General features: G+C 48.7%; 13 protein-coding genes. 10 read left to right on the top strand and 3 right to left on the bottom strand.

Going from position 1 to position 17,732, the window contains the following annotated elements; genetic code table 11:
• Positions 1 to 84: 84 nt before the first annotated feature.
• Positions 85 to 1,200 (bottom strand): glycoside hydrolase family 88 protein, encoded by a 1,116-nt coding sequence (locus AC1DM9_RS14675; protein WP_477580675.1) that lies wholly within the window; start codon positions 1,198 to 1,200, stop codon positions 85 to 87.
• Positions 1,201 to 1,341: 141 nt separating this feature from the next.
• On the opposite strand from AC1DM9_RS14675, the gene AC1DM9_RS14670 reads away from it, so the two are divergent.
• Positions 1,342 to 2,205, top strand: coding sequence for a helix-turn-helix domain-containing protein (locus AC1DM9_RS14670; RefSeq protein ID WP_477580673.1), 864 nt, complete (start codon positions 1,342 to 1,344; stop codon positions 2,203 to 2,205).
• 38 nt (positions 2,206 to 2,243) lie between these two features.
• Here the strand turns inward: AC1DM9_RS14670 and AC1DM9_RS14665 are convergent, their stop codons facing one another.
• Complete coding sequence (locus tag AC1DM9_RS14665) at positions 2,244 to 3,077, bottom strand: helix-turn-helix domain-containing protein (RefSeq protein WP_477580671.1); 834 nt, start codon at positions 3,075 to 3,077, stop codon at positions 2,244 to 2,246.
• Between the two features lie 143 nt (positions 3,078 to 3,220).
• On the opposite strand from AC1DM9_RS14665, the gene AC1DM9_RS14660 reads away from it, so the two are divergent.
• Complete coding sequence (locus AC1DM9_RS14660) at positions 3,221 to 4,012, top strand: sugar phosphate isomerase/epimerase family protein (RefSeq protein ID WP_477580669.1); 792 nt, start codon at positions 3,221 to 3,223, stop codon at positions 4,010 to 4,012.
• A 9-nt stretch (positions 4,013 to 4,021) separates the two neighbouring features.
• Here AC1DM9_RS14660 and AC1DM9_RS14655 read toward each other — a convergent pair whose 3' ends face one another.
• Complete coding sequence (locus AC1DM9_RS14655; RefSeq protein ID WP_477580667.1) at positions 4,022 to 5,044, bottom strand: LacI family DNA-binding transcriptional regulator; 1,023 nt, start codon at positions 5,042 to 5,044, stop codon at positions 4,022 to 4,024.
• A 151-nt stretch (positions 5,045 to 5,195) separates the two neighbouring features.
• Here AC1DM9_RS14655 and AC1DM9_RS14650 point away from each other — a divergent pair, with 151 nt between their 5' ends.
• The 8 genes from AC1DM9_RS14650 to AC1DM9_RS14615 all read left to right on the top strand — a co-directional run bounded on the left by AC1DM9_RS14650 (position 5,196) and on the right by AC1DM9_RS14615 (position 17,706).
• Complete coding sequence (locus AC1DM9_RS14650; protein WP_477580663.1) at positions 5,196 to 6,551, top strand: FAD-dependent oxidoreductase; 1,356 nt, start codon at positions 5,196 to 5,198, stop codon at positions 6,549 to 6,551.
• 187 nt (positions 6,552 to 6,738) lie between these two features.
• A complete protein-coding gene (locus AC1DM9_RS14645) occupies positions 6,739 to 8,493 on the top strand; it encodes a cache domain-containing sensor histidine kinase (protein WP_477580661.1) in 1,755 nt (584 codons plus the stop codon).
• A complete protein-coding gene (locus AC1DM9_RS14640) occupies positions 8,466 to 9,242 on the top strand; it encodes a response regulator transcription factor (protein ID WP_477580659.1) in 777 nt (258 codons plus the stop codon). The genes AC1DM9_RS14645 and AC1DM9_RS14640 overlap by 28 nt, the downstream gene beginning before the upstream one ends.
• A gap of 334 nt (positions 9,243 to 9,576) precedes the next feature.
• Positions 9,577 to 12,762, top strand: a complete 3,186-nt coding sequence (locus tag AC1DM9_RS14635; RefSeq protein WP_477580658.1) for a discoidin domain-containing protein — start codon at positions 9,577 to 9,579, stop codon at positions 12,760 to 12,762.
• Positions 12,763 to 12,942: 180 nt separating this feature from the next.
• Complete coding sequence (locus AC1DM9_RS14630; protein WP_477580656.1) at positions 12,943 to 14,268, top strand: ABC transporter substrate-binding protein; 1,326 nt, start codon at positions 12,943 to 12,945, stop codon at positions 14,266 to 14,268.
• A 105-nt stretch (positions 14,269 to 14,373) separates the two neighbouring features.
• Positions 14,374 to 15,282, top strand: coding sequence for a carbohydrate ABC transporter permease (locus AC1DM9_RS14625; RefSeq protein ID WP_477580654.1), 909 nt, complete (start codon positions 14,374 to 14,376; stop codon positions 15,280 to 15,282).
• The gene (locus tag AC1DM9_RS14620) at positions 15,272 to 16,105 is read left to right on the top strand and encodes a carbohydrate ABC transporter permease (protein WP_076268419.1); all 834 of its coding nucleotides are present in this window, start codon (positions 15,272 to 15,274) and stop codon (positions 16,103 to 16,105) included. The genes AC1DM9_RS14625 and AC1DM9_RS14620 overlap by 11 nt, the downstream gene beginning before the upstream one ends.
• 404 nt (positions 16,106 to 16,509) lie before the next feature.
• Complete coding sequence (locus AC1DM9_RS14615) at positions 16,510 to 17,706, top strand: MFS transporter (protein ID WP_441877844.1); 1,197 nt, start codon at positions 16,510 to 16,512, stop codon at positions 17,704 to 17,706.
• Positions 17,707 to 17,732: the final 26 nt, after the last annotated feature.

Genomic DNA, 17,732 nt, shown 5'->3' with positions numbered 1-17,732 from the left:
GTGAAGTTTCTTTCCCGGATGGCTCTTATTTTGCAATTAAGAAGCTTCGTACGTGGCCTGTTATGACCAAAGGAACGAGGCTGGCTAAAAGATTCGGTGGCTCCAGCCGTTAAGTTTGGCGAATGCCTCTACGAAGTAGTAGTCTCCGTAAATAAGTGATACGTTGATGTTGGCGTTTTCAGGCTTATGTCCGGTGCCTTGGAGAAGAATTGCTTCATGGTCCGGATTGTCCCAGGTCGCATAATTCACGCTTAGTGAATACAGGATTCTCTCGGCAGCCGCGTTATAGATCCGGCGTTCCGCGGATGGAACCAGCTCGGTAAGCTCGAGCAGACCGGATGCTGCGATGGCGGCAGCGGAAGTATCGCGCGGCTCATTTTCTATGTTTTCTACGCGGAAATCCCAATACGGCACATCGTCTTCCGGCAGGGCGGCGACAAAGTAATGCGCTACCCGCTTCGCCGCGTGCAAATAACGCTCAAGCCCGGTGCATCGGTAAGCAATCGCGAGGCCATAAAGTGCCCAGGCATTGCCTCGGCTCCACGCCGAAGAGCTGGAAAAGCCTTGACCGCCCAGCGGTTCTATAAACGCGCCCGTCTCCGGATCAAAAGATAAAATATGACATACCGAGCCGTCCTCGCGAATGGCGTAACGGAGGAAGGTATCCGCGTGACGTATCGCGATATGCTTGTAACGCGGGTCGCCTGTCGTGCGGCTTGCCCAGAACAATAGGGGGATATTCATCATGCAATCAACAATGGCCCAGCCGTAAGCCTCTTGCCCGTTCCACGCACGAATAAACTCGCCATTCACGTTGAAGCGGCCCGCTAGGAAGTTTGCCGCCTCCAAACCGATTCGCAGACCTTCCTGATCGCCCGTTAATTCGTATTTGATGACAGCAGTCGGCAGAAACTGAAAGCCCACATCGTGATGCAATTGTACCGGATGCTCGCAGAAGCAGCGCTCCAGCTTGGCGTCCCATTCCCAAGCAGCTGCCTTGAATAACTCTTTCCCTGTAGTATCATGCATAACCCAGAGCATGCCGGGCCAGAAGCCGGACGTCCACCAGTTATCTTCTGTGTTGTCATAGATGCCGTTGGTTTTTGCCACATGAGGCGTTTTTTCTCCAATTTGGTTTATCATGCGCTCTACCTTTTCGGTTAATTGCACCAATATTTTTTCTTTGTATGCCTGATTCATTTTGTAGTAAGCCTCCTCGTTGACCCATGATTGCGGTTAAGCTGCTTGCTATCATTATAGTCTCTGACAAATGGACAAAGTTACGCTACAATGGTTAAAAATGTTGTTCTGTTGACTTGTTAAAATGAGGGGGTGTAGTCAGTGAAGGGGACGCTGTTTCAGGAAATGGACTACGGGGGACTGTCTTTTCTTTGGTCATACCGCAACTGGTCGCAGCAAGATTTCGAGGGGTATTACCACTTTCATAGGGGTTTCGAGGTGCTGGCTGTGCATCAGGGACACGGCATGGTTACTGTTAATCAGAAGACGTACGAGCTTAAGCCAGGCATGCTGTTTTATTTCGAGCCCTATCAGCTGCATAATGTTTATGTGGAAGTGGATGAAAGCCGGCCATATGAACGCAGCGTCTTTCATTTCGACCCTGTATTTATGAAGGGCTACCTAAGAACGTTTCCGGCTCTTTATGACGTCTATAAACGAATGCTACAAGGGCTTATCGCTTTGCAGGGCATAGATATGATCGATTGCAATGAAGAGTTGAATGCCGCTTGCTCCGCATTCCAGAATGGCCTACGCGCTTCCTCCGCCAGCAGCCAAGAAGAGCAGAGCGCGCTTTATTTGTTAAAGGTGTTGTCGTTAATTAAACGAAAGGTTATTCCAGGGCCCAAGCAGGATGAATATATGAAGCTGATTCGCCAATCGGAACGTGTTATGGCATGGATTGAAAATCATTACGGGGAGCCCTTTCAGCTTGAGCTGCTTGCGGACGAGCTCCATATGTCAAAATCTTATTTGTCCCGGCTGTTTCGGCAAGAGACGGGTAGCAGCATTACCGGTTATTTGACAGCCCGCAGAATGCAGCAGGCTTGCAGTCTGCTTCAAACGACGAACAAATCCGTAGAAGTGATCGGCGAGCAGGTAGGGTTTACGAGCACCTCTTATTTTATTAGCCTGTTCAAACGGATTATGGGCGTATCTCCGCATCAATACCGCCTAAGGCTGTAGCGGGGAGCAGCGGCAATAGAATAGATGCATCGTTCCAATTAAGGATTCTCTGCCTTGCGAAGCTGGTTCCGAACGCGGTATTTGCTGGGACTGGTGTGAAAATGATTCCGGAAGGCGCGGCTAAAATAAGGATAGCTGTGAAACCCGGCGGCTTCGGCGATATCTTCCAGTTTCATGTCGCTATATAGAATTCTCTCGGAGGCAATAGACAGCCTGATCTCAATGACATAACGCATTGGAGATTGCCCGAACGCTTGCTTGAACAAGTGGGAGGCTGTGGATACGCTGATGCCATAACGTTCGGCGATATGGGTCAGCGTCAGCGGATCGGTAGCATGCTTCTCCAAATACTGCTTCATTTTGTAAGGAATGTTGAGCTCCGGCCTGGAGGCCGCCGCCATCTTTACATACCTCTCGATAGTTAGACATAAAACTTTGATCAAAGCGTCCATCATTTCCGCATTATCCCCATGAATATTCCGCTTCTCATAAATCAGTTTTCTCCACAATGCCAAGAAGTCTTCCGCCGTATCCAGATGAACCTTGCTTGGAAAATCATTCCTGATGCACCACTGCTGAGCCCATACTCCGCTGCAGGATAAGTAGTAATCGGCACTCTCAATTGGCTGAGAAACTTCAGTGTCTTTATCGGCTTCAACCACTAATCGGTAGTATTCGCCTGGCTTGCGGATGATCAGATCACCGGGCTGTACAACATATGTCTCATCATTAATCTCGACACGGCATGTCCCTTTTACCTGGAAGCGCAGGAGCAAGCGATTGTCGTTTGTGCCTTTTTGCAAGGAGCCGGTGAATGGAGAAGTATGATGAGAATAACCGATCAACAGGCATTCGATCCACGATGCGTCCATCGTTCGCTGCCACCTCCAAGTGAGTAAACTATTTTTACTATCATAAATGTTGCAAAATAAGTCAACAAGCAGAGAATCGGATATTCACTTCTAAATCAGTTGTCACTATACTTGGGATTACTGAAGTGAAGGGAGATGGTAGTTTGTTGAAGGATAAGATTGCGGTTCAATTGTATACGCTTCGCGAGGAATGCCTTGCAGATTTCCCGGGAGTTCTTCGTAAAATAAGTCAAATTGGCTATGGCGGCGTACAGTTTGCGGGCTTTCAAGGCTATGACCCACAGGAACTCAAAGCGGTTTTGGACGAAGTTGGATTGAAGACCGCAGGCATGCATGTTGGTTTCCATGACATTGTTGCGAACACAAGCAAAGTGGTCTCGGACGCCAGGCTGTTTGACACAAGGGATATTATTTGCCCGAGTATTCCCGCTGAGCTGCGAAATGAAGGCGGATACAAACAGCTGAAGAAAGATCTAAACGGTATTGCGAAGCAGCTGAAGGGTGAAGGCTTCCGAATCAGCTATCACAATCATGCTTTTGAATTTGAAACGGTGATAGAGGGGCAGGATGCGCTTTCATACTTGCTTGAGGCTGGTGCAGACAATGAAATCCTTGCAGAGCTGGATGTATATTGGCTTCAGAAGGGCGGTTTTGAGCCTGCATCATTCTTCAAGCCCTATGCGGACAGGATGCCGATTATCCATATGAAGGATATGACTGCAGACGGTGAGCAGGCATTCGCGGAAATCGGTACAGGATCGATTGAATTCGAACCGATTATTCGCTGGGGAGAGGAGAATGGAGTCGAGTGGTACGTAGTAGAACAGGATGTTTGCAGAACAGCACCGATGGGCTGCGTGCAAACTAGCTTTACCAATCTATATCATTTAATGTCAAATCTGCAACCCAATGCTCGTCCGAACATCAAACGATAACGGCGCTTCTCAACTGAAGCGCCGGATGGTTTGCCCGTTATGGAAAGGGCCGGCAATACGGATATGCTCGCAAGGCTCGCCATTGTTGGCGAGGCGCCACAGCATTTTGTCAGCCGCTTTATATCCGGTCTCCTTGATCAGAAGCTGGGGGCGGCTTAAATGCGGTAGCGCCGCCACCGGTCCGTTGGCCAAGCCGACTAAGGAGATGTCCTCCGGGATGCGATAGCCGAGAGAGGTAAGGCTGTCATACAGCCTTACGATATCTTCATCGATGCCGGCAATGATTGCTGTTGGTTGGCTGCTGCGCAGCTTGTCGATCAGCATACACTCGTCCCAAACGTCTGTTATTTGCAGTTCTGCGTCATAATCCAACTGAAGCTCACCCATCATTTCCTCAAACGCCTGCCATCTTCTTGTATACCCCCGCTGGCTGTGAATATCTCCTACATACATAATACGGGTATGGCCAAGCTGCGCAAGCCGGTCCACGGCCATGCAGACGGCTTCGAACACATCCCAGATTACGCTGTCGATTCGGGAAAGCGGTCTCGGATAATTGATCAGCACCTTGGGTAAAGGCAGCTCGAACAGCTTGCGCTCCGTGGAGTCCGAGAGCAGCCGGGGCGCGATGAACAGACCGTCCGCCGTCGGCAAATTAAGCTGCTCCATCCAGTCCGAGAATGCGTGATCCGGCACATCCTCATCCAGCACATAGCTTTCCAATCGATGCTCCAATTGATCGAGCCTCTCTTTTAACCCCTCTGTCAACAATACGTTGTAATTCATAGATTGCCGGGATTGTATCAATACAAATCGAAACTGGAAGGTAGGATAAGGCGCAATGCCGCGGCTGACCATCTCACGTGCCTGAGATACAGTCAAATAGCCGCGTACGAAGGCTGTTCGAATAATGCGGCTCCGCGTTTCCTCGGACATGCCGGCTCGTCCGCTCAGCGCCTTGGATATGGTCTGAATCGAAAGACCAAGTTCTTTGGAAAGATCGTGCAGAGTAATCGATTTACGAGTTCCCAATTTCAAAACCGCCTTCGTTTGGTTAGGGGATGCGAACGTAATGCTATCGTCCACGCTAACGCTTGATTACTCTATTTTAAACTAAACTTAAACTACTTTAGAAGTCCCCCCGGCTCCTATAATGAAAGTACTTTCAGAGGAGGGGCTAAGCATGAGAAAAATAGAGACGGATATTGTGGTATGCGGCGGAGGGCCGGCGGGCATCAATGCGGCGCTGGCAGCTGGAAGAAGCGGGGCGCGAACGCTGCTGATTGAACGATACGGTTTTCTTGGCGGCATGTCGACCGCTGCTCTGGTCTATCCATGGATGACCTTTCACACGATGGATGGCAAGCAGGTCATTGCCGGAACGGCGCAGGAAATTGTAGACCGCTTGATGGCCGAGGGGGCTTCGCCCGGTCACGTTCGCGATACGGTAGGCTTTGTAAAGACGATCACTCCTTATGATCCTGAAGTGTATAAGGTGTTAATTATCGATATGCTGCGCGAGGCGGGCGTGAAGGTGCTGCTGCACAGCTTCATGGACGAAGTGCAGGCCAGAGAAGGCCTCATTGAAACGGTACGACTCGCTACCAAGTCCGGGAAGTACGAAATTTCGGCGAAGCAGTTCATCGATGCGACAGGGGACGCTGATCTGGCCTATCTCTCAGGCGCGCCGTGCTTGCAAGGACGCGACAGCGACAATTTGACGCAGCCAATGACGATGAAGTTCCGAATGAGAGGCGTTGACCTGGCGAGAGTTAAACGGTATATGATCGACCATCCGGACGAGTTTTACAAGAAGACGCCTTTCGATGAGCTGGAGGAACTGCCATTGTCCGGTGTATTGGGTTACTTCAAGCATTGGAAGGAGGCTGACCTGCCCATTAACAGAGACCAGGTCCTTTTCTTCACAGGTCCGGGACCGGACGAAGTGCTTGTCAATACGACTCGTGTTCAAGGGCTGGACGGAACTGAACTGGAGGATTTGACGGAAGGAGAGGTGCAAGGCAGGAAGCAGGTGCGCATGGTCGCGGAATTCATGACCCGCTGCTTGCCAGGCTTCGAGAACGCTTCCATCTCTTCGGTCGGAGCGCAAATCGGCATACGCGAGAGCCGCAGAATAGACGGCTGCTATTCACTCCAGGTACAGGATGTTGTAGATGGACGAGCGTTTGATGATTGCATTGCACGAAGCGGCTATCCCATCGACATTCACGATCCGTCCGGCAAGGGCGTACAGGCCGCATGGGTACAGGGCGACGGGGCGTACGATATTCCTTACCGCTGTTTGCTGCCGAAGCGGATTGACAATCTGCTCGTAGCAGGCCGCTGCATCTCGACGACGCATGAGGCACTGGCAACGACGCGTCTGACACCTAGCTGCATGGCGACGGGACAGGCTGCGGGTACGGCGGCAGCAATGGCATGGGAGCAGGGGATATCACCGGGAAAAATCGACATTGGACAGCTGCAGGAGCGTCTAATTCATAACGGCGCGCTGCTGCGCAGCGGGCAGACTGTATAGCGCGCATCCGCCTGCGAGATAACGACCAAATTCAATTGAAGTAATAATTGGGTCATGGTAGACTTTTTTATAAGGTCGCCTCGTATCGGAAGTTTGTTGGAAAACAAACACTCTACCGGATGAGCGGCCTTTTTACCATGTGATTGTACGTGTTTGCGTTTAGAATCTGTCAGGAGGAATCGGTGAAATGAAGCGGTATATTTCGATACGAGCCAAATTTATTACCATGTTCGTTCTGCTTATCACCATTCCATTCCTGATAAGCGGAATCAGCACTTACAATAAATTTGCGGAGGAATCCGAAAAAAACTCCAGGGCGTACTCCATGCAAATTATGAATCAAGTGAAAATTAATTTGGAAAATACGATAAAAGACGCGGACAGAATAACTGTGGCTCCCTTATATAACGAAGACGTGCTGCGGGTTTTGGAGAAGCACAGTTATGAAGAGCCAGGCGAGGAGAAGCTTATTCCATCGGCGGAAATTACCAAAATGGCAAGAGTAGCGGCTTCGCTCACATTGGATCAGCCCGGAATTGAACGAATGATCTTTTTCACCCGCGACGGCATTATGTTCAGCGTCCAAGAAAAACTAACGCAGCGTTATTGGAACGAGAAAGGGAATAGCTGGATGCAGGAGGTGCTGGATGCAGAAGGTAGGCTTGTCATTATTGAACCTCATGAGACGACTTATTACAAACGATCGGAACGGGTTGTTTCCGCTGCCAGAGCATTGAATCACCCTGCAACGGGCCAAAGCATTGGGGTCGTCAAAATTGATTTTAACATGAAAGAGCTCGAAGCGTTATTGTCAGAAGTATGGCTCAGCGAAAACAGCCAGTTTTACTTGACGAAGGATAACGGCGAGCTGTTATTTCCGGATGAACCGGTTAATTTCCCGGATATTGGTCCGGGGGACGGAACGATAGATTGGAACGGCCAGACTTATCTGTACACAACCATGCACTCCAAATCAACGAAAGTGAATATTCACGGACTTATCCCGATGGCCGACTTGCAACAGGGCGGCAAGGAAATCGTCGGATTTACGATCCTCATTTCAGTCATATCGCTTATCATTGCCTATTTGTTTGCGATTTTCACGTCAGAGCGGCTGGTCAGGCCGATCCGTTATCTTCAGTCGCGCATGCGGCGGGTAAAGGACGGGGCTTTCAGCGAACGGGCAGATTTGAGCTTGATGAATCGCGATGAAATCGGGCAATTGGCTGAGGGTTTCAATCTGATGGTGACGGAAGTGGAGCGGCTGGTCAAGGAGGTATATGAAACGAAACTGCGCGAACGCGAAGCCGAGCTGTCGGCTCTGCAAAGCCAGATTAATCCGCATTTTCTGTACAACACGTTGGAATTGGTAAGCATGCAGGCGCTGAAGGAGAGAAATCTCGAAATCAGCGATATTGTTGCCAGTTTGGGGAAAATGCTGAGATACACGTTTGACAAGCAGGAACGACCGGTGCAATTGAAGGAGGAGATACGGTTCGTTAACGCTTATTTGCAAATTCAGTTATCCAGGCATGGCGAGAAGCTGAATTCGGAAATGTATGTGGATCCGTCCTTCGAATCTTGTCTTGTACCAAAGCTGCTGCTTCAGCCGCTGGTTGAGAATGCATTGGAGCACGGAATGGGCAATAGCGGATTGACGATAACGATCAGGGCATCCGTGCTGGATCAGGATTTGCTCCTGACTGTACAGGATAATGGGGTGGGGATGCCTCCGCAACGTTTATTGGAGGTTCGCCATCAGATGTTGTGCAAGCCGGAGCGGGACGGCAGCCGTCCAAAGTTTGGAGATACGCTGAAAGGTTATGCCATCAAAAATATTCACCATCGCATTCAACTGCTTTATGGCGTGGAATACGGCTTAAGCGTGGAGAGCGATGAGGCTTCCGGAACACAATGGAGAATCCGGCTGCCATTACGATAGGGGGAATTGGAATGTACAATGTGATGCTGGTAGAAGACGAGAAGAAAATTCAGGAAGGGTTAAAGATAATGATCGAGGAAGTGATCGGCAGTTACAGGGTAACCGCGGAAGCGGAGCACGGTTTCGCTGCGCTGGAGCTTCTCAGAATGCAATCGGTGGATTTGCTGATTACGGATATCCGTATGCCCCAGATGAACGGAATCGAGTTATTGCGGCATGTCCGGGGGTTGTATCCGAGCCTTCCTGTATTAATCATCAGCGGGCATGAAGATTTCACTTATGCCAAGGCGGCGATGCGTCACAATGCGTCGGATTACATCCTGAAGCCGGTGGACCGGATTGAGCTTTCCCATTTTCTATTGAATTTGAAAGCGCGGCTGGACCGCGAGCGGGCGGTAGAGATGCCTAACGCCGAAGCAGCCCATGAAGATCTGACGATTCGAAGAGTGAAGGAACTGGTCGTCTCTTGTCTGGATCAGGATGTTTCACTTCCATTCATCGCGGAGCAGGTGCATTTGAATCATCAATATTTATCCACATTGTTTAAAGTGAAAACCGGACAAAACTATTCTGATTATGTGACGGCCTGCCGGATGAGTAAAGCCAAGGAGCTGCTAACCCATACACATCTGAAAATATACGAGGTCGCCAACCTTTGCGGCTATGCCAGCGCCAATCACTTTATGGCCGTGTTTCGGCAGCATTGCGGAGCGAAGCCAACCGAATATAGAAAAAGGCCGCTGAGTTAAGGCCGGTCAGATCATTGAGCACAAAACAAAACAGATGCTATGAATATCGTAGTTTTTCTCGAAAATGCGTTGTTTTTCACTGACAGGCTGACTTGTATACTTATTGTTAAGCGCTTCCAATTGGTGCAGAGACTTCATGTATTGCGACGGAATGATTACATTCGGATATTCGGGAGGTGTGAGAGGAAGCTTGGGCTGGGTTTTATTGGAAGCGCTTACAACAAGACTGCAAGAGAAGAGCAAATGAAATGTCATGAAAGAAAGGATGTGGTGGATAATGACTAGTCTTGCAAAAAGATCTACAGTGTTATTATTAATCCTGAGTATGCTGTTCATGGGTTTGATAGGCTCGAGCCGCGTGCAGGCCAAAGCCGAAGCGGAGTCTGCCAACCGAATTGTATTCGAGGATTTCGAGAACGGCGCTTCGGACGATTACAGTGTTGAGGCGGAACCTCCATTCGTTGTTCACGTCATGGAGACGACGAGTGCAACCCCGCTGACGATCGCGGGTTATCGGGCTAGCGGCAGCGATTCCAATATTCCGGAATATGCCATTGACGGTGATATTCAGACAAGGTGGTCGGCGTATGATGACGGGCAATGGATCGAACTGGATCTGGGCTCGGAACAGCTGGTTTCTTATCTGGGAGTCGCTTTCTACCGGGGAGACAATCGCAGCAAGATCATTGATATCGAGGTTTCGAACGACCAGACCAACTGGACCCGCGTATACAGCGGCGACAGCAGCGGCACTACGATCCAAGTTGAGGCCTTTGGTTTTGAAGCCGTCACCGCCCGTTATGTACGGGTTGTCGGGCGCGGAGCAAGCGAATGGACAAGCATTTCAGAAATTCAGGTTTACCCTCCCCATGTGGACGGATTTATAGTAAGGGATGTGGAGATTCCGCCAACGGGACCGGACCCGGATTCCCCAATTCCGACAAAAGCAGGTCTCTATTATGCGGATGGCACACCGCATGTGCCGCATGAGGCTCAGACAGTGACCGGATCTACGTATAATGTCCTGGACTTCGGCGCCGATCCTGCCGACAACGGAATAGATGATGCTCAAGCTATCCGGGCTGCACTGGCTGCAGCGACGCTTGGGGACGAAGTGTATCTTCCGAACGGACACTATCAATTAACGAGCACAGATAGGGACGGAGTTACCCATTTCATTATGAAATCCGGCGTGCAGATGCGCGGCGAGAGCCAGGATGGCGTTCTGCTTGTCTCCGACCATGCTAATGAACAGGAAGAATATGCTTCGGTTGAAGGCATCGTATTCCGCATGGCCGGACAAAACAATATTAAGATCAGCAACATGACAATTACGTCCAGCTGGGACTTGAATTATTCAACCAATACGTCGGTTGCGAATCCCGATCGGGGCGGACCTAAGCAGGTGATCATGATTACCGCCGCTTCCGGCAAACCGTCATATAACATTACGCTGGACGGACTGACGATCGAGAAGTTTCAACGGATCGGCGTTGTCATTACGAACAGTCATGATGTTATTGTGGAAAATTCGCTTTTTCGCAATGCGACGAACTTAGCCGAGGGCGGGAACGGATATGGCGTTTCCATCGAAGGCAAGTCCAAGGAAAGCCGGCTCGGCAGAGAGGACGACTCTCGTTTCAATGTCGTTCGCAACAACGAGTTTATCGGTCCCTATCTGCGTCACGGAACGATGGCGCATTCTTACACGCATAACAATCTCATTGAAAACAACTACTACTTGAACTCGGCATTAGACGCTATCGATTTCCACGGAGAAGACGAGTATATGAATGAAGTAAGCGGCAATCATATCGTTGGCGGCGGCGAAGCGGCTGTCGGCGTCGGCAATCCGGGCGCTACGCATGACGCCGCTGGACCAGGCAATTACATTCATAACAATTTAATCGAGAATGTGAAACGGTATGGGGTACAGGTGTACTTGGGATCTCCGGATACGATTATCGAGAATAATATCATTACTGGATTTACGAACGTGGGGAGCCAGGGAATACGTCTGAAAAATGCGCCCGGAACGATTGTGAAGGGCAATCAGATCGTGAACAATACGGCTTCCGGCTTCTGGGGTATCATTGCAATGAAAGACGACGGCGATCCCACCAACGCCGGGAACGGCGCAGGCATACCCGAGAATATTGTCATTCAGGATAATCATGTTACGGGGAATACGAATGGCGTTAAGATTTCGCACGGCACGAATATTCTTCTCTCCGGCAATGAGATCAGTGGAAATACCGGGACGGATTATGAGAATCAAGTGGTGGTTTCCGAACTGCTGCCGGCAACCAAGGCAGCAAGCGTACAGCAAAATGCTCAGAACGCTCCGGTTGCGGAACTTTTACAGATTAAAGGCGGAGATGATAGCGAATCGGCGAGAAGCTATCTGCAATTCGATCTGAATTCCATTGAAGGCAAGCTGGCTACCGCATGGCTCTACGTGTATGGACAAGCGCTTGAGAGCCCTGTTGGAGAGACGGGAGCGGCAACTTCTCTCTATGCAGTGGATAGCAATGACTGGGACGGCGATACCATGAAATGGGATATGTATCAGTCTCCGCCAGAGCTTGGGCAAAAGCTCTCGACTGTGCGGCTGAATAATAACAGCGAGAACGTCTGGTATGTATTCGATGCGTCTGTGCTCGTGCATGAACGTCTGGATGGCGATCGTACGATATCACTTGCTTTTGCGCAGGATGCCGATCAAACCGGTTATCTGACTCAGCTATACAATGGACAAGACTCTAGCTATAGGCCTTACCTGCGGGTTGAAACCTATCCTCCTGTCGAACTTGCGGCCGTAGAAGTAAAGGCGGATCGTTCGCAGCTGGTGCCGGGCATGACTACCCAACTGCATGTGACCGGCACATACAATACAGGATCTCACGTTTCGTTAGAAAATGCGGACATATCTTTCATAAGTCTGACGCCGGATGTAGTGACTGTTGATCATACGGGCGTGGTTACCGCGATTCAAGCTGGAGAAGCAGCATTACAGGCAACTGTCGTCTTGGATGGCGTTGCTCGCACTGGAGAGTTCGTTCTTAATGTAACCAATAATCTGGCGATTACTGCGCAGTTGTCGGTCGACTCCACGCTGGGTACAAATACAAAAGAAAGAGTACTGGACGGAAGCTTGGAAACCCGGTGGATATCAAAAGGCTCCCAAACGCCTTATCTGATACTGGACTGGACAACGGAGCAAACGATCAACCAAGTGAAGCTGTGGAGCGGACATGTGCCGGTTATAGGCTCGGCCAACTGGCATGTCAGAGATTTTGATCTGCAGATTTTGGAAGACGGAGAGTGGAAGAAGATAGCCGAAGTCCGAGATAATGATCAGGACGCTTTTTTGGGTCAGTATACGACGTTGAATTTGGAAAACCCCGTCGTGACGACTGCATTGCGCTTCCATTTTGTCCGTCCGTCATGGGGCAATGGCAATTTGAACGATATGATGGCCAGAATCAATGAGGTGTTTGTCGGCTTCGTCAACGATTAGGAACCATCTCGGCCTGAGTCCTTGTTACGCGGGCTTAGGCCGAAGTTCTGTTATTCAGCTGGTTCAATTAAAGTACTCGAATTTACATAGTTTTTCTCGAATTCGCGTTATTTTTTCTGGAAGCCATCAGATTTATACTAGTGATAGAAAGCGATTACAAACGTAGAGAGGGGCATAAAAATGAAAAAATACGGGTTTGTCTTGCTGTCAATGGTATTGCTGCTCGGGTTGCTGAGCGCATGTGGAGGAAAAGGCAATAACAATAATGGCGCCGCAAAGGAAAAAGCGAACAATACGCCGAGTGCGGAAGTGGCTGCTGAGTCAAAAGATCCTATCGAGCTTAAGATGTCCGTTTGGGGCAGTGATGCCCAGGTGGCGTTGTATGACGAGCTTGCTGAGGAATACAAGAAGCTCCATCCGAATGTGACAGTCAAAACTTCCGTGATTCCATGGGCGGACTACCAGCAGAAACTGGCGATCATGGCAGCGACCAAAACCTCGCCTGATATCGTATGGATCTCAGAGCGCATGATTCCGCAATTTATGAATGGGGGCCAGCTGCTCGATATTTCGTCCGTGAAAGAGGACGCGGCTTATGCGTTCGGTGATATAATACCATCCACGCTCACTGCATTTGAAAAGGACGGCAAACTCTACGGCATTCCATTCTCTACGCCGCCTCAGGTCGTTTTCTATAATAAAAAACTGTTTGAAGTGAATGGGTTGAAGTCGCCAATGCAGATTTATGAAGAGGGCAACTGGACTTACGATGAGATGGTCAAAGCGTCCGAAGCGATCTCCAAACCGCAAGAAGGGGTATACGGCGTGAAGTTCATACAAAGTTCCTCCAACTGGTCCGACAATCTGATTCCATTGATTTGGGCTATGGGTGGCGAAATATTCAACGAAGACACAACGCAATTCGCTATGAACACGCCGGAGACGGCCAAAGCGATCAATCTCTTTAAAGGGCTGCTCGATAAGAAAGCGCATCCAAGCATCGGCGAGCAGTTAACTTTTGATACAGGTAAGCTTGGTATGGCGTTTGAGAACGTTACCCGTACAAGCGCTTATCGTGACAAAGTCGATTTCGAATGGGATATTGCTCCGCTTCCGAAAGGCGACCATGGCGTCACGGTGCCTATCGGCTTTGGAGGCTATTCGATCTTCAAAGACGCAGAGTATCCGGAAGAAGCATTGGAATATTTAAAATTTATTAGTAATAAGGAAAATGCAGCTAAAGTAGCCCAGTTTTTTGTGCCGCAGAGAAAGTCTGTCCTGTACTCCGATGAGTATCTTAACAAGTTCCCGTTCCCGACTGTTGAAACGATGAAAGTGGCTGCGTACGATCGGTTGGCCGAAGGTACAATCCGGCCTTCTCATCCAAACTGGGTCAAGATTGACGAGCAAGTGACATTAAATATGGATGCGATTTTGCTCGGTTCCACGACAACCGAGCAAGCGTTAAAAATTATGGAAGACAGCATTAATCCTCTATTGAAATAACCCTCCAGAACGATGGAGCATTGCGAGATCGCCATATGAACAATAGGGCGGTCTCGTAAATTATAGGGAGGGTTGCGTCATATTGACAACAGGAGGTAGGCGCGAATGGCCGGAGGTAAGTCTGCGGGTTTATCATCTTTGAAATCAAAAGAAATGTGGATGGGATATTTATTCATACTGCCTATTGTGGCGGGATATATAATCTTTCTGTTTGGCCCGATCGTGTACGCTTTCGTGATGAGCTTTACGAATTGGTCGTTATTTGGAAATACAGCGTACATTGGGTTAGATAACTATATTTACGCCATGCGCGATGATCCCGTCTTTTGGGATACGGTCGTGAATACCGTATATTTCTCTGCGGGCTTGGTCCCGCTGAACATTGTTTTATCGCTTTTGCTGGCCATGCTATTGAAACGGAAAATATGGGGCATCGGCTTGTTTCGGACCGCGATCTTTACGCCGGTAGTCGTTTCCCTCGTGGTTTGGGGGATCGTATGGAAGTTTATTTTCTCTACGGACGGCGGATTAGTCAATCTGCTGATCCGAACGTTTGGCGGAACGGAGATTGCCTGGCTTTTCTCGGAAACTTGGACGATGCCTACCGTTATAGTGGTCAGTGCGCTTAAAGGCGTGGGCATGAACATGGTCATCTTCCTGGCCGCTCTGCACGATGTGCCGAAGGATTATTACGAGGCTTCCAAAATTGACGGTGCTTCGCGCTGTGAAACCTTTAAATCCATTACATTGCCAATGATTACGCCAGCCGTATTCATGATAACGATAATAACCGTTATCGGTTCTCTTAAAGTGTTCGGACAAATCTATGTAATGACAGGCGGAGGGCCGGGAACTAGCACTTACGTGATGGTCTTCTACATTTTCAAACAAGCGTTCCGCTCCTACGAATTCGGTTATGCATCGGCACTGGCATTTATTTTGTTCAGCATTATCCTGGTTCTGACTTTGATACAGTGGAAACTGAGAAAGAGATGGGTACATTATGAACAATAAAAAGATAACATCCAACCTTGCATCCTATCTGGTTCTAACAATCGTTTCCTTCATCGTGTTGTTCCCTTTTTTTTGGATGGTCAGCACATCCTTGAAGACGGATTCCGAGGTGTTTCTATTTCCGCCCCAGTGGATACCCGAAGCTTGGGAATGGTTCAATTATATTCGCGTGTTTACGGAAATGCCGTTTCATCTCTACTTTTTTAATAGTATATATATCGCGGTGCTCGTCACGGCAGGCACTTGTTTCTTGTCCGCATTGGCAGGCTATGCGTTTGCCAGATTGCACTTTCCATTCAAAAACGCGATCTTTCTGTTCCTGCTCAGCGGGATGATGATTCCTACAGAAGTTACGGCCATTCCTTTATTCAGCTGGATATCAAAACTCGGATTCATCGATACGCATATTCCTCTGATTCTTCCGCCAATGCTTGGAGCGGGAGGGATGTTTGGTGTATTTCTCGTACGTCAGTTTCTAATTACCGTTCCTATTGAACTGGATGAAGCAGCCAAAGTAGACGGGTGTTCGCCGTGGCGCACGTTCAGGTCGATTATGCTCCCGATTGCCACGCCCGCATTGGCAACCGTAAGCATCTTTACATTCATGAATAGCTGGAACGAGTTTTTTGAACCGCTAATTTATTTAAATACGAAGGAATTGTTCACGCTGCCGATCGGCTTATCGCTGCTTACTACGGATACCGGCGTGGACTGGCCGCTGCTGCTTGCCGCTTCGACCATAGCAACTGTCCCGATTCTGGTTGTTTTCTTCCTGGCTCAAAATAAGTTTATTGAAGGCATTGCCAATACGGGCTTGAAATAATATTCACATACAAACGTCAGCCCAACAATGGACTGACGTTTGTTTTTTGCAGCTACTTCGAAACGAAAAAAAAGTCATATGTTAAAAGAATAATTCTTTACGTCGATAACATGGTATTATAAATAAACTGGTGAACTAGAAGAGTAATGATAAGGCTCCTTTTGGAGCTTTTTTTAATAGGTTCTGTCAAATATTATTCCAAACAGAACTCTTTCCCTAATATAATAGATGGAGCTTGATTTGATCAAACTCTTCGTCGGTCAGCTTGCCTTCTTTGAATAAAACATCGTCACGAACATCAATTTTGCTGATATCATGTAGGAGTGCCATTTTGTGCAGAAGATCAATTTGCCATTATAGGAAATATAGACACGACTACAAGCAACAAGAGAGGAATTAATAAGGTGAAGGAATCACTCTGGACCAAACCGTTTGTTTTGTTGATTTTATCTAATTTATTTTTGTTCTTATCACTGGAGATGCTGCTGCCTACACTTCCGATGTTTGCGGCAAATAAAGGCGGGTCGGATGCTGAGATCGGACTCATTATTGGTTTATTTACTTTTTCAGCTGTTTTATTAAGACCTTTTGTTGGTATGGCTTCGGATAAGTTCGGCAAAAAGCTGCTGCTTCTCGTCGGCGTAGCCATTTGTTTAATCGGTACGGCCAGCTATTACGCCGCAGTGACGATTACGATGATGCTTATGCTTCGTATCGTGCATGGTGTAGGCTTCGGTATTTCAACGACCTTGTACGGAACGGTTGCTTCGGACATCATACCGGCCTCCCGCAGAGGAGAGGGCATGGGGTTTTTCGGTACAGGAAATGCTGTAGCCATTTCGCTCGGGCCCTTCCTTGGCATTTGGTTGATGGAGGAGTTTGGTTTCTCCGTATTGTTCATTGTTGGCGCATGTATACTGCTGATTGCGATGGTTTGTACGGCCTTCGTCAAAGGTGACACCAAAGAGGAGAGGGCAAAGGCGCAAATAGCGTCCGCCACGGAAACCTCATTCATGCTGCGGTTTATTGAGCCGAAAGCACTTATGCCTTCTTTATTAGGACTGCTTGTAGGTTTGTCTCTGGGCGGTGTTATCAGCTTTATCACATTGTTCGGCAAAGAAACAGGCGTACAAAATATAGGGTTTTTCTTCCTTGTCCTTGCTATAAGCGAATTTTTAATACGTTTTATCAGCGGTCGGATTTTCGATTCGAAGGGGAGATTCTGGGTACTGTTTCCTGCGGCAATTTCTTGTATCGTGGGCTGCATAATCCTTTATATGACCAAATCAACTGGAACATTGCTGCTTGCAGCGGTGTTTTATGGAGCGGGCTTCGGGGCTATTTTCCCAGGCTTGCAGGCTTGGGTGATTGACAGGGTGGAGCCGCAGCGAAGAGGGGTAGCGACTGCAACTTTTTATAATGCATTCGATATCGGGATCGGAAGCGGAGCCATGCTGCTTGGTCTAGTCGCGACATGGTCGAATTATGCGACGATGTATCTCGTATCCAGTCTGTTCTTCGTCATTTACTTAGTTGTATATTTCGTATATGAGAAGCAGCTTAAGCAAGCGGGTTTGGCGGAAATAGTAAAGCGATCGTAGCCGTGAAAAACAGCAGCGACGATCGC

The organism is Paenibacillus sp. 01T431, from assembly GCF_056398625.1.
This window is presented reverse-complemented; position numbering and strand designations above follow the sequence as displayed.

Bases quoted from the DNA above. Each gene is read 5' to 3' on its own strand.
- AC1DM9_RS14675 (WP_477580675.1), bottom strand. From the start codon at position 1,200: ATGAATCAGGCATACAAAGAAAAAATATTGGTGCAATTAACCGAAAAG.
- AC1DM9_RS14630 (WP_477580656.1), top strand. From the start codon at position 12,943: ATGAAAAAATACGGGTTTGTCTTGCTGTCAATGGTATTGCTGCTCGGG.
- AC1DM9_RS14665 (WP_477580671.1), bottom strand. From the start codon at position 3,077: ATGGACGCATCGTGGATCGAATGCCTGTTGATCGGTTATTCTCATCAT.
- AC1DM9_RS14640 (WP_477580659.1), top strand. From the start codon at position 8,466: ATGGAGAATCCGGCTGCCATTACGATAGGGGGAATTGGAATGTACAAT.
- AC1DM9_RS14625 (WP_477580654.1), top strand. From the start codon at position 14,374: ATGGCCGGAGGTAAGTCTGCGGGTTTATCATCTTTGAAATCAAAAGAA.
- AC1DM9_RS14620 (WP_076268419.1), top strand. From the start codon at position 15,272: ATGAACAATAAAAAGATAACATCCAACCTTGCATCCTATCTGGTTCTA.
- AC1DM9_RS14635 (WP_477580658.1), top strand. From the start codon at position 9,577: ATGGGTTTGATAGGCTCGAGCCGCGTGCAGGCCAAAGCCGAAGCGGAG.
- AC1DM9_RS14650 (WP_477580663.1), top strand. From the start codon at position 5,196: ATGAGAAAAATAGAGACGGATATTGTGGTATGCGGCGGAGGGCCGGCG.
- AC1DM9_RS14645 (WP_477580661.1), top strand. From the start codon at position 6,739: ATGAAGCGGTATATTTCGATACGAGCCAAATTTATTACCATGTTCGTT.